Here is a 12928-nt window from a genome sequence, read left to right as displayed (position 1 = left end):
GCCGATCATGAAATTCGAATCGGTTGAAACGACGCTTAGACGCGCTTGACTTGGCCGGGCTGGGCGCGATCGAGTGCTGCACGGTGGACCATGTCGATGAACAGCGTGGCAGTCCAGCCGAAATCGTGGATGACGCGGTGGTACGGATTGCCGCCGGGGCTGGCGCGGTGGCCCTTGCGGTCCAGGTGGCCCGGCTCGGTCGCACCGTCGCTGTCGTAAAACTCGTAGAACGTGCCGTGGCGCTGGTGGTGGCGAACAATTTCCGCCACCGTTCGCTCGCGCACGTGGTCGGCGGCCTGGGTAAGGCCGTAGTCGCGCAGGCCAATCTCGATGAGCCAGTTCAGGTTGACCCACATCGGGCCGCGCCACATGTCCTTTTCCCCGCCCCGCCGCGACGAGACGGCGACCGACGGCACCGGCACCGTCGTGCCGAACGTCGCGGGGTCTTCCAGGTGCCGCGCCAGCCGCTGGGCCTGTTCGGCGCTGGCCGCGCCGCAGATCAACGGCAGGAAGCCTGAGTTGGCCAGGATGCCCGTGCGCCGCCCCGTGACCACGTCGCGATCCTGGTAGAAGCCGGTCGACTCGTCCCACAGCAGGCCGTTGATCGACGCGCACAACTCGCGATGCCGCGCATCACATCGTCGGGCGTCGTCGTCGCGGCCCAGCAGTCGCGCGAAGCGCGCCAGCGTGCGGTACTCGGCCGCCATGAAGCTGTTGAAGTCGACGGCGTCCAACTGCACCGCATCGTCGAAGCGGGGCGAGTTGTCCATCCCGCTCTCGCCGCTACGGCAATGTTCGTTGGCCTCGATGTACCACTCGACCAGTCCGTTCCCATCAGTGTCGCGGTTCTGCTCGTTCCACCGAAGATAAGCCGCCAATTGGTCGAACCGGGCCGCGATCCAGTCGAGGTCGGACGTGTCGCCCATCACGCGTTCCATGCCGAACGCCAGCACCGGTGGCTGCGTGATCTGCGAGCGCCAACCGGTGGCGGCGGCCTGGTGGGGGATGAAGCCGTCGACCCGTTGCACGTCGAACATCGCATCCAGCACCCGGCGGGCCATCGCGCGATCGAAGTGGGCGATGCCGATCGCGTGAAACACGCTGTCCCACAGCCACATGTCGCGGTGCGGCCAACGGTCGGGCGTCGTCCACAGGCCGGTCATCGCTCCCTCGGCCGCCAGCGTCTGCGTGCGAATCATCACGCGCGCCTTCAGGTAGGCGTCGGCGGTCGCTTCATCGCAGCCGGCCGGCAGGCGCAGGTCGGTCGTCCATTTTTGGCGGTCGGCGATCAGCTGGTCCAGGTCGATCACAAGGTGACGACGATCGAGCAAGCCTGTCGGCGCGATCAGCGTACGGCTGCCATTGATGACGGTGTCGTACCCCGCGCCGACGAACGCGCACGTGCCTTCGACCAGCAGGTGGTGCGCGTCGATGAACGCCCCGCGCACCGCGGGAGCGTCGGCCAAGATTAACTGGAAGTGATCCCCGCCCAGGAAGACCGACATCGGCGCCGAGCCTGAGAAGCGAAGGGATGCCGTATAAGGAAGCACCAGGTCGATGCCGCACCCGCTAAAGCTCGTGCGGCCGACCAAGCCCCGCTCGTAATCGGTCGGTCCCGTCATGCCTGACAGCGCCAGCAACTGCCCACCCCCCCACACGCTGCGCAACGCCGGGGAACGCAGTGACACGTGCTCCGAAGCATCTAAGACTTGCATACCCCAAACATACACCATGCTGTCAGCGTCGGCCAAATGGCGGATGCCGGCACGATATGTCCAATACTGTCACATCCTTGGATAAAAAATCTCATTAGCTTCGATTAGCATCACCGCAGTCGGCCTGAAAACACCATAGCGGGTCTGGAAGAATTCTGCATTAGCCAAATGAATTCCCGATCTCATGCCGATAGCCATGCGGTCTTATATACGATATGCTTTCATTCCAACAGCAGCCCGGGGAGGTCCGATCATGGTAATTCGACGCCGGCACGTGCTTACGATCGATGACGGCATCACGCGCGTCGAAGGCTACAACGTCGGCCCCTATCCCAATCACCACTTCACGTTCGCCAAGGACGGCGACCCCAGTCCCGCGTGGCCATTGCAGTTGCGTTCCGTCGGGGATGATGAGTGGGTCCAGGGTTGCCTGAGGCAGCGGCGCAACGCGCGCGAGCTGGCGCTGGAACTGGTGGTGAATGGCACGTTTCGGTTCGTGCAGAACGATCAGGAGTACACCGTCGAACCGGGCCAGGTGTTCCTCGTGCGGCCCGGTGAAGACAACGAGATGTCGCTGACGACGCCGGGCGTCGGCCTGAAGAAGGTCATGCAGATCGCCGGCCCGCTCGTGCCCACGCTGCTCAGTTTAACCGGCCTGGCCGACCACGACGTCGTCCGCCCCGCCGACCTGCCTTGGCTGACGGCGCAGTTCGAGCGCGCCCATCAGACCCTGCAACGCCCCACCGTCGACTCGGCCCGCGTCGCATCGGCGATCGCCTACGAGGTGATCATCGAACTTAGCCGCTCGGTCGCGCGCAGCGGGGTGCCGCCGCGCCTGCGCAAGGCGGTGGATTACATGAAGACCCACCCCGGCGACCACTTAACCGTCCCGCGCCTCTGTGAGATGACGAAACTGAGCCCGTCGACCCTGCACCGGCTGTTCCTCGAACATTTCAGCATGGCGCCGATCGCGTACTTCCTGAACCTGAAGATGCAGGTCGCCCAAAGCCTGTTGGCCGGCTCGCACCACCCGATAAAGTCGATCGCCGATCAGCTCGGTTACGCGAGCCAGCTCTACTTCTCGGCCGAGTTCAAGAAACGCGTCGGCATGTCGCCGCGCACGTACCGCGACAAGATGCGATTCGGCACCGATCGGCCTACGGGCGGGAAGCCCATTGCAGGAGCCTTGGAATGACCCAGAACGAGATGTCCATGCCCCGCGTCTTCGTCGTCGGCGCCAGCCTCACGCTTCAGTTCGGCCCGTACCTCGAGCGGGAACTGGCCGGCCGGATGCACTACGACCGCAAGCGCGCCACCGACGGCAAGCGGGCCGAAGACAACCTCGACGTGGCGCAGGGCGCCAGTGGCGGCGATTCAAGCCGGGTGCTCGCGTATCTGAAGGACCGCCGCCAGAACGACCCGATTCCCGCCGACATTCTGCTGCTAAGCTGCGGCCTGCACGACCTGAAGACCCATCCGACGACAAAGGCCAAACAGGTGCCGATCGAGCAGTTCGAGTCGAACCTGCGCGCGATCACGCAGGAAGTCGCAGCCATGGGGCTCACCCTGGCGTGGCTGCGCATCACGCCAGTGGTGGACGAGATCCACAACGCCCGCGCCTCGTTTCACCGCTATCAGGCCGACGTGGACCGGTACAACGCCATCGCCGATGGCGTGATGCGGGACGCCGACGCGCACGTCATCGACTTTGCGGCGTTCTGTCAGGCGCTGCTGCCCGAGTCGCTCATCGACCACGTGCATTACGACGAGGCCGCGCGGGCCAGGCAGGCCAAGTTCATTGCCGAGCATCTGCTGAAGATCGCCGCTGCCAGCGGCGATTGGCCCGCCACGACCGCCCTACCGTAACGGGCGCGGCGGGTTTTTCACTAGCGCTGTACAGTGGCGCCGCGGGTCGGCAAGCGTCGGCCGTGGGACGATTTAGTGGGACGCGCGTGACCGACCAGATGGACAGCCTCAAGCCGATCGGCACCAACGAGACGCAGACCGCGCCGCGCCGGCGGCTGTCGCTGCGCGACGAGTTCATGCTGGCGATGCTGCCGACGTTCGTCGTGCTGGCGGTCTTCCTGCTCGTCGAGTTCGTCAGCAACCAGCGGCTGCTGTTCGCCTCGCTGGCGAGCAGCGCGTTTCTGATCTACCTCGACCCGCAGCACGGCACCAACCGCGTGCGCACGCTGGTCCTGTCACAGCTGCTGGCGGCGGTAATCGGGTTCGGTGCGTACAAGGCCTTGGGGTCGACCAGCCCCTACGTCGCCGGCGGGGTGGCGATGGTCGTGACGATCACGCTGATGATCACGCTGGACGCCGTGCACCCGCCGGCGGTGTCGACGTCGCTGGCGTTCGCGTTCCGCGCGGGCGACGAGAGCAGCATCGTCACGTTCGCCGCCGCCGTCGCGGTGACCGCCATGCTCGTCGGCATGCAACGGGCCGCGGTCTGGGCACTTGCGCGGCGGGCACTCGTTCCGGAACGGTAGAGGGTAGGGCTGGTTCGACGCGGGTGTAACCGCGACGCAAGCGCCGTCATCCTGAGGGGTGTTACAGCAGATGATCGCGTCCGCTCCGACCGTGGCATGGGCGTCTCGCCCATGCGTGCGGATTGGAATAGAAGAGCTTATTTGTTCCGCACCGCGCTGACCAAAGCTGCCGAAACAAATCTGGTTTTCTGGACTTAATGCACGCATGGGCGAGACGCCCATGCCACGGTCGGAGCGGAGCGGACGCGTCTATTGCCACCCTCTCGTGACTCAGCATCCTTGGCCTTCGTTAGTTCCATCTACTCCTACCCCTCCCCCCGCTGCAGCGTCGGCCAGACGGCGGCGGTGGCAAGGCGATGGCCGATGCGTTCCCAGATGTCGATTGAGCGCACGTGCCGATAGCCGGCCAACACCTCTTTTTGCATCAGCACGCGCTCGAACAGGTCCAGGTCCTTTCCCAGCACCTCGCCCGACTCGTTGAAGACGATCAGCACGAGGCCGGCCTCGTGGATACGCTCCTCGGCCTCCATCTTCTGCAAGTCGCGCACGACGGCGGTGCGCCACTGCTGGCCATAGCCGCCGTGCCGCTGGCCGCCCTCGCGGAACTGATAGGCAATCTTCACCTCAAGCCAGAGCGCGTCAGCGGGATCGCACAGGTTAGCCGGATCAAAGAGCGTCGGCGGCGCGACGTCCAACTTCAATGGCCGGCCCTTGGGCGTCAGCACAAGGTCGCAGCGCTGGCGGTGCGTGAGCTTCTTCCCGGCCGATGATGGGTAGTGCACCTCGCGCGCCACGTCGTAGTGGGCCGTGAGGCGCTCGCCGAGGATGGCTTGGATCGTGCGCTCGTCCTTGGCGTCTAAGCCGTAGACGGCCTGCTCAAGCCGCAAGTCGGCCTCGACGGCCTGAAGGGCTTGGCCGAGGTGGTCAGCGAGGGTGGAAAAGTCCCATTTGAACGACATGGGGAAGGGGGAGGGTGAATGTCCAAGGACCAATTGGAAGGCGGCTGCCCTTTAATCCCCTCTCCCGGTACGCCGGGAGAGGGTTAGGGTGAGGGTGATTTCGATCTGCCCAAGTCGTCAGCAGTTCGAAATCACCCTCACCTAGCCTCTCCCGGCGTACCGGGAGAGGGACCGGAGGATCGCGCCAGCCTCACAAAGTAAACCCACCCACCGCCGCGATCCCATGCCAAACCGCCCAGGCAATCGCATAACCGAAGGCCAAGCCGCCCAGAACGTCGCTAGGCCAGTGGGCATCTAAAAGGTATCGCAGCAGGCCAGTGACGACCGCGAGCGTCCAGAAGACAATCGCGGCTGGCGGGTAGAGGTACGACAGTCCGACGCTGAGCGCCATGGCGGTGGCGCTATGATTGGATGGGAAGCTTTCGCGGAAGTTGGCGTGGCCTTTTTGGGGGCCGAGGAACTTACCGGCGTTCTCGTGGCCGGGGCGCACCCGGCTCAGCAGCCGTTTAACGAACATCCCCAGCCCGCCGGCCACCAGTGGCGCCACGGCCAGGGGGACGACAATGCCCTGCCCATGGCCGCGCCAACTGGAGCCACCCAGGCAGAAGACGATCGCCACAACGATCGTGCAGCACGTGAATTGGCCGTACTGCTGGAGGAAGCGGGTCTCGCGTTTGATGTCGTTCTTCAGCCGCAACGTAAGCACGACCGGCGCACCGCGGCGCTCGGCGATCATCAAGATAATGCAGGCGACGCAGAGGCCCGCGAACAAAAAGACGTTGAATTCCATGCCAGGGGCGGCAGTGTAGGCCAAGCGGGGGCCATAGGCTAGCCAGCACGATGTTTAGCCGCGGGCTTGCCCGCGATGGATTCGTCGGTCACCAATCGCGGGCAAGCCCACGACTAAACGTTGGTGCGCGTTTCGTGCTTGTACCGTTCACATTTGATCTTCCCCTTTGCGCCCATTACCCTGCCCGGCCCACGACTTCACCCCGCTTTGGAGATCGGCATTGCTCGCTTTACTGTTCTGCGTCCTGCTTCTGTCGCTTTGGACATCGCTTGGTTACGTGCTGATGCGCGCGTTGGACGTGACACGGAACAAGCTGCAGAGCGTGCTGCTGGCCCCGCCGTTGGGGGTGGTCTGCACGGTGCTGCCGGTCTTCTTCGTGAACCGGATGGGCATTCCCGTCAAGACGCTGGCGCTACCGGTGACGCTACTGTTGATCGTAGTGGCCGGCGCAGGGCTGTGGTGGGCGCATCGGCGCGATACCGCGGGGCTAATGCGCCCCCTGCCACAACGCCGCCGCCGGCGGCGGCCGTGGTTGAATCCGTACACACCGTTCGCGGTGATCATCTTGGTGGCGCTGGTGCTTTCCGGCCGACCGATGCTGGAGTTCGGGTTTAACTGGCTCAGCTACTGCAACGAGGACATGGCCAACTACACCATGGCCGCTGAGCGGTTCCTGCATTACGGGTTTTTCGACATCCCGCCGGTCGAAGCCTTGACCGAGGGGCGCAACTACAACCAGAACTTCTGGTTCATGCACGCCCGGGACGCCCAACGGCCGGGGTGCGAACTGATCATCGCCTGGGCGGCGGGCACGACGGGCCTGACCGTGCACGAGGTATTCATGCCGGCCATCATCGCGATGCACGGCGGCCTCGTTAGCGCGGCGGCGGGTCTGGTCTACCGGTCGCGCCGGCGGTACCGCGTGGCGCTGGGAGCGTGCGCGCTGATGGCGGTGTCGGCGCTGTCGACGTTCGGGGCGATGTATCAGCTGATCGCGCAGGTCGCGGGGCTGAGCATCCTGACCCTGCTGGCCGCCCTGCTGCTGCGTCCGCTGCACACCGTGCAGGGCCGGCACGTGTGGCGGTACGGCATTCTGACGGGCATCGCGGGCGCTGGGTTGCTCGTGATCTACCCGGAATCGGCCCCGTTCTTGGGCGTGTCGCTGGTGGGGTATCAGGTGGTGCAGATCGTCCGCCGGCGCGGCCGCGCGCCGTGGCGGCGCGTTACCGGGGTAGTGCTGTTCGCTGCGGTCGTGGTCGCGGTGATGATGCAGACCTACAGCGTCAACGCGGTGCTGTTCCTGCTCGATCAGGTGCAAACCGGCAGCGCCAACACCGACGTGCAGGTGAAGCTCTTTCCCTATTACCTGCTGCCAAGCGGGCTGGCGAACCTGTGGAACCTGCAGATGATCGCCACCCTGCCGCTTGAGCCCTTCCTCTCCCTGACGATCCTGACCGGACTGATCGCGACGGTCGCCGTGGTCCTGTTGGGCGCTCGCCTCGCGTGGCGCGGGGAGGCGACCGCGACGGTGATGGTGGTGATGTTCGTCGTCGGCGTCCAACTGTTCCAGGGGCGATCGGCGTTCGGTCTGTACAAGCTGGCGATGTTCCTCCAGCCGTTCATGCTCGGCGTGGTGGCGATCGTGCTCCTCAGCCGCGGCCGGTTTGCTCCAGCGCGACTGGCGATGTTCGTGGCGCTGTTGCTGTCGACTGCGTGGATCCAGCGCGGGTACGTCGCCGAGTCGCGCGGCGCGGGGTTCACCGAGATCTATGAGGCCTCGGAGATGCGCGTGACCCAAAAGTTCAACGAGACGATCCGGGAGCTGGGCCCCGCGTCGCTGCTGTTGGACACGTCGAGCATCACGCTGTCGAAGTTCGAGTCGGTCTACGCCAGCGGCATCCCAAGCGGTTTCCCGACCCATGATTATTTCGGCAACATCGAGTCGGTCGACTTGGGCGCGCGGGTACGGTCGCCGGTAATCGTCGACGCCTCTGCCCGCCTGCTCGCCGCGGTCGCCGAAAAACGCGGGGATGCCGCTTTCGATCTGAAGCGGGATCCGAACGATCCGGAACTTACGACCTCGGACCCTAACGGGCTGGGCCGTGAACACGAGAACCCGTTCCGCTACTCCCGGGTCGGCCTGATCGATGGCGACCCCGGACAGAGCCAGTACTTGATCGGGACCGGTACGGCCCTGTCGGTCCTGAACCGCTTCCACTACGAGCCCAGCCACGCGGAGCCGTTCATTGTGAAGCCGATGGCAACGGTGCGGAACCACCTGTTGTACAAATTCAGCGAGTTCGGGATTGCCTACTATGGCAGCCTTAAGCAGGCGGAGCGGGTTACGTTCTACCAAGTCGAACGGGACCGCTTGATCCCCGGCGCGCGGTTCATCGGGATTGGGCGCTATCTGTTATTCGAAGTCCTTCAGCCCACGGAACAGGTACGGCTCGTACTCGACATCACCGCGACGCTGAAGTCCGACAAGGCCAATTTCTTACCGAAGGCCGACGCGATCGGCGATACGCGCGTGACACTGCCGCTGGTGGGCCGCGGGTCGGCCCGTGTCTTTTCGCCACCCCTGAAGCCGCAGGTGATCAAGGGACGGTCTTACGTCATGATCGACCTCAACGAGTTCGGCACCTATTTCCCCTTCCAACGGGTGCGGTTAATGAACTTGTGGGGTAACGATATCACCTTCGACCATCGCAAGCTGGTCTGCTTCGCCCGCGGCATTTCGGTGGTCGGCGAGGATGACTACGCCAACCTGCGGGCGCCGCGGTCGCTAACCACGTTCCCCAAAGATTTGATGAACCAGCACGTGGAATACTCTGGCATCTATGAAAAGGACGGCTGGGTGTCGGATGCGTCCTACTATATGCTGAAGCCCGAGCCCGGCGACAAGCTCTCCGTGCGCGGTGAGGTGCCGAACGTGGGCAACAAGGGTTATTCCACCAAGGCCGTGCTGAAGCTCGATGGCCAAGTGCTGGCCGAGAAGATGGTTACGCTTGGCGAGTTCGAACTGATCGGCGACGTGCCCCCCGGCCAAGGCCGCCGGCGGGTTGAGCTGACCTTCGAGGACAACCAATACTTCCCCGCTCCCGACAACCGCCCCGTGGCAGCGAAGATCTTCTTCGTCGGGTTTGAACCGGCGACGTTTGTTCCCCGCGCGCTCTCGGCCTTCCCGACCGACCTGACGCAACAAGCGGTCGTGTACGAAGGTGTATCAACCGACGGCTGGGCGGCCGGGATCGTTCATGCGATCCTGATGCCCGAGACGGACGACCGCGTCGCCGTGCGCGGCGTGGTGCCGCTCGTGGGCAACCCCGATCACACCAGCACCGCGGTACTGAAGGTGGACGGCGTGACGATCGCCTCTAAGCAATTGCCCGTGGGCCACTTCGAGATCGCTGGCCAATTGCCGGCCGGACATGGTCGCAGGAAGATCGAGCTGTCATTCGACAACACGCAGATACTGCCCGTGCCGGATGGCCGATCGGTTGGTGCCCAGATCACGTTCATGGGATTCGAGCGCCAAGCCACGCCGTAGTGGGTGCCGATCTGAATATCAGCCGTGGGTGTAAACCACGGCTCGCTCATTTTGATTAAACCGAACTCAACGGTAATCCTGACCACGTAAGGCATTCTGCGCGACCTTTGCGCTTGATAAAATTGAGCGCAGGCGATAACTAAACGCCCTGCGTCGGTCGATCTGCGTTAGACTGGCGCGCTCAGGGAGTTTCTGCCGCATGCCGAACAGCACCTACTTAAGCGTGATCGTGCCCGCGTATAACGAGGTGAAGAGCATCGCGCGCGCGATCGACGCCATGCGGGCCTACCTAGACCGCCAGCCTTACACCTACGAGATCATCGTCAGCGCCGACGGGAACGACGGCACGCGCGAACGGGTCGCCGAGATGGCCAAGAACGACCCCCGCCTGACCGTCATCGGTTCGGCCGAGCGCGGCGGCAAGGGCCGTGGCATTCGCAATGGTGTCGCCCGCGCCAAAGGGCAGATCATCGGCTTTGCCGACGCCGACTATAAGACGCCGATCGAAGAGCTCGACAAGGTCCTGCCTTGGTTGGACAAAGGCTACGACGTGGCGATCGGCAGCCGGGCGACGCCCGATGCGCAGGTCGAGCGGGCGCAACCGATGTACCGCCGGGTGGGCTCGAAGGTCTTCGGGGCAATCGTCCACACGCTGCTGGGCCTGGGCCACGTGCCCGACACGCAGTGCGGCTTCAAGTTCTTCCGCCGGCGCGCGGCGCTGGACATCTTCGGTCGTCAGAAGATCGACGGCTACATGTTCGACATCGAGATCCTGCGCCTCACCAAGCGGCTCGGTTACAAGCTGAAGAACGTCGGCGTGCGCTGGCAGGACGACGGTGACAGCCGGTACGACCCGATCGGTGGCACCTGGAAGAACTTCAAGGAACTGGCCCGCATCCGCTTCATGCGCTACGACGACGATGAAGCTTGCCGCTGGGACGGCGACAGCGCCCGCGAGCAGACCTCCGCATCCGCCGCGACGATCGGTGGATCGCCGATCACCGTGACCGTCTCGGTGCCGCAGGAACTGCAAACCGCTGGTGCCGCGCGCGGGAAGTGATCGGTCGTGGGTTGCGTCGAATGGCCCCCCAGGGACGGCCGCTCGCGTGACAACGAAAATCGTTCTCATCGGCACATCGCCGGACTGGCCGCTTCAGCGGCCAGTTTTTCCAGGTCTCTACGATCCTCCCACGCTCTTTGCAAGCGAGCTAACGGGCGGCAGACCCAAACCAACATGACCACGACGACCACCAGCAACCACGACCTGACCTTCAACGCCTACCAGTACGCCGACTTCAAGAGCCGCGGCCAAGACGCCTACGCCAACGCCAAGTACGACATCCTCGCCAAGTGGATCGCCAAGGGCGGCGCCAACCGCGACATCCTGAACGCCGGCTGCGGGTCGGGCGAGTTTTCGTTCCTGCTGGGTTCGCAAGGCCACCGCGTGGAGGGCATCGACCCTGGTCCGGAATACGTGGAACTGGCCAAGACACAGGCGGAGCAACTGGGCTTCAAGAACCTGACCTTCAGCGTCGCCGGCATCGAGGACTTCGCCGCCGCCAATGCGGGACGGCAATACGACGCGGTGATCGCGACCGACGTGATCGAGCACATCAAGGACGACGTGGCCGCAGTGCGTGCGATGCTGTCGCTATTGACGCCGGGCGGCGACCTGTTCATCACCGTGCCGGCCGGGCCGAAGCTGTTCGGCTATCACGACGAGCAGCTCGGCCACTATCGCCGGTACACGCTCAAGATGTGCCGCGACGTGCTGCCCGACGGCGTTCACCTGCACAAGCTGCGCTACTTCGGCATGTGCCTCGTGCCGATCGCGTGGCACTTCAGCGTGAAGAAGCGCAAGAACTACCCCGTGGCCGAGGCCGGCGACGGTAAGAGCATGCCGATCGCCAGCCGCATCATGCACGCGTTGTTCGCCGTCGAGAAAAAAGTCGGCCTGCCCTGGGGCACGAGCTGCCTGATGTGGGCGAAGAAAGACTGAGGCACCAGACACGCGTGCTGATCGCGGCATGCCCGCCCGAGCGTTTGGGGGCATAGACGCGCTCCTTAAACCGCATCCAACATCGAATTGTCATCCCGAAGGGAGCGGTAGCGACCTGAGGGATCGCCCACCTGGGAAAGCGTCTGCCGTTCGAGATCCCTCGAGTCGCTACCGCTCCGCTCGGGATGACACGGGGCCATCACGCGGAGTTTGTCCTGCCGGACTTATCGCTCACGCCACCGTACACGTCCGCAACGGTGCCTTCCTCACCTTGCCGACCGTCTCCGGTTTGCCGCTCTCAGCGCTCACGATGCCCGCGAAGCAGATCGCCAGTCCGCGGAGGTTGTCAACCGCGTTGTTGACGGGCATGCGCTTCTTCTCGATCGCGCTCAGCAGTTCGCCCATGCTGCCGACGAAGCCGTCGTTGAACCAGGACCCTTCCAGCTGGGGCCGCGCGGTCCCCTTCTTCGTCACGAGGTCGACGGTGTGCCGGCCCAACCCGTCGCCGTCGTAGCGCAGCGAACCCTTGGTGCCGAAGATGTAGCCGTGGTCCTTCCCGCCGATCTCCACGGACCCGTCGAACACCAGCGATGCGTGCCCCTCGTCAAACTCCACCAGCGACTGCCCTAACAGCGGCGGCTTCGCCTTCTGTTTCGGCGAACAGGCCAGCGTAGAGTGAACGCGCTTGGCGGTCTTGCCGGGCATGAACGAGGCCAGCGCGTCAAACCAGTGAATCGCGTAATCGTACAAAATGATGTGATGCACGCGGTTGAAGTGGTTCGTAGCGATCCAGTTGTGGTTCCAGTGGCACTGCAGGTGCACGCCCGCCACCTCGCCGATCAGGCCCTTGTTGATCGCATGCCGCACCCACGACCAGTGCGGCGACCAGCGGCCGTTCTGGTTCACCGCGAGCGTCACCCCCATCTTGTCGGCCAGATCGGCGAACTTGTGACCCTTGTCCAGATCCAGCACGAAGGGCTTCTGGCTCAGCGTGTGCTTGCGCGCGCGCAACACGTCAGGCAGGATGTACTCGCGGTCCTGCGGGTGCGTGGGGATGTCGATCACCTCGATGTCGTCGCGCTTCAGCAGTTGCTTGTAATCCGTGTAGACCTGCGCATCGGGGAAGAACTCGGCCTGACGGCTCTTGGCACGCTCGGGGATGACGTCGCACAGCGCCACGACGTTCAGCCCCATCTGCTTGTACGACGACAGGTGCGACTTGGAGATACCACCGCAACCGATCACGCCGATCGGCGGGTTGTACTTGCGCGGCCGGGGCGGCTGGTACGGTAAGACCGGCGCCTCGATGTTGCCCGACTTCGCCTCGCTCATGTCATTGTACGCTCGCTTCTTCGCCATCGTGTCCTCGCTTGCGTTGATGTGGTTGCTGTTGATCGATTCGTTGTGAAAGCTGCTGCTGCTC

At 64.2% G+C, this 12928-nt stretch carries 10 protein-coding genes; 6 read left to right on the top strand and 4 right to left on the bottom strand.

Features of this window, described 5'->3' with window-relative positions; genetic code table 11:
• Window positions 1–35: 35 nt before the first annotated feature.
• Complete coding sequence (locus VGN72_19480; protein HEV7301555.1) at window positions 36–1688, bottom strand: trehalase family glycosidase; 1653 nt, start codon at window positions 1686–1688, stop codon at window positions 36–38.
• Window positions 1689–1968: 280 nt separating this feature from the next.
• On the opposite strand from VGN72_19480, the gene VGN72_19475 reads away from it, so the two are divergent.
• From VGN72_19475 to VGN72_19465, 3 genes are all read left to right on the top strand, one after another.
• A complete protein-coding gene (locus VGN72_19475) occupies window positions 1969–2910 on the top strand; it encodes an AraC family transcriptional regulator (protein ID HEV7301554.1) in 942 nt (313 codons plus the stop codon).
• Window positions 2907–3581, top strand: coding sequence for an SGNH/GDSL hydrolase family protein (locus VGN72_19470; GenBank protein ID HEV7301553.1), 675 nt, complete (start codon window positions 2907–2909; stop codon window positions 3579–3581). Before VGN72_19475 ends, VGN72_19470 begins: the two co-directional genes overlap by 4 nt.
• Before the next feature lie 86 nt (window positions 3582–3667).
• Entirely contained in the window at window positions 3668–4207 is a 540-nt protein-coding gene (locus tag VGN72_19465) for an HPP family protein (protein HEV7301552.1), read from the top strand.
• Window positions 4208–4512: 305 nt separating this feature from the next.
• On the opposite strand, the gene VGN72_19460 is transcribed toward VGN72_19465, so the two are convergent.
• Together VGN72_19460 and VGN72_19455 are read right to left on the bottom strand one after the other, a co-directional pair.
• Window positions 4513–5166 carry a hypothetical protein gene (locus tag VGN72_19460; GenBank protein HEV7301551.1) on the bottom strand — a complete coding sequence of 218 codons (654 nt, stop codon included), beginning with the start codon at window positions 5164–5166 and terminating at the stop codon, window positions 4513–4515.
• Window positions 5167–5356: 190 nt separating this feature from the next.
• Window positions 5357–5956, bottom strand: a complete 600-nt coding sequence (locus VGN72_19455) for a phosphatase PAP2 family protein (protein ID HEV7301550.1) — start codon at window positions 5954–5956, stop codon at window positions 5357–5359.
• Window positions 5957–6176: 220 nt separating this feature from the next.
• On the opposite strand from VGN72_19455, the gene VGN72_19450 reads away from it, so the two are divergent.
• From VGN72_19450 to VGN72_19440, 3 genes are all read left to right on the top strand, one after another.
• A complete protein-coding gene (locus tag VGN72_19450; GenBank protein HEV7301549.1) occupies window positions 6177–9506 on the top strand; it encodes a hypothetical protein in 3330 nt (1109 codons plus the stop codon).
• Window positions 9507–9705: 199 nt separating this feature from the next.
• The gene (locus VGN72_19445; GenBank protein HEV7301548.1) at window positions 9706–10566 is read left to right on the top strand and encodes a dolichyl-phosphate beta-glucosyltransferase; all 861 of its coding nucleotides are present in this window, start codon (window positions 9706–9708) and stop codon (window positions 10564–10566) included.
• A gap of 174 nt (window positions 10567–10740) precedes the next feature.
• Window positions 10741–11505 carry a class I SAM-dependent methyltransferase gene (locus tag VGN72_19440; protein HEV7301547.1) on the top strand — a complete coding sequence of 255 codons (765 nt, stop codon included), beginning with the start codon at window positions 10741–10743 and terminating at the stop codon, window positions 11503–11505.
• Window positions 11506–11736: 231 nt separating this feature from the next.
• On the opposite strand, the gene VGN72_19435 is transcribed toward VGN72_19440, so the two are convergent.
• The gene (locus VGN72_19435) at window positions 11737–12864 is read right to left on the bottom strand and encodes a Gfo/Idh/MocA family oxidoreductase (GenBank protein ID HEV7301546.1); all 1128 of its coding nucleotides are present in this window, start codon (window positions 12862–12864) and stop codon (window positions 11737–11739) included.
• Window positions 12865–12928: the final 64 nt, after the last annotated feature.

The sequence above is a fragment of the Tepidisphaeraceae bacterium genome (assembly GCA_035998445.1).
In the GTDB taxonomy this organism is placed as follows: domain Bacteria; phylum Planctomycetota; class Phycisphaerae; order Tepidisphaerales; family Tepidisphaeraceae; genus DASYHQ01.
This window is presented reverse-complemented; position numbering and strand designations above follow the sequence as displayed.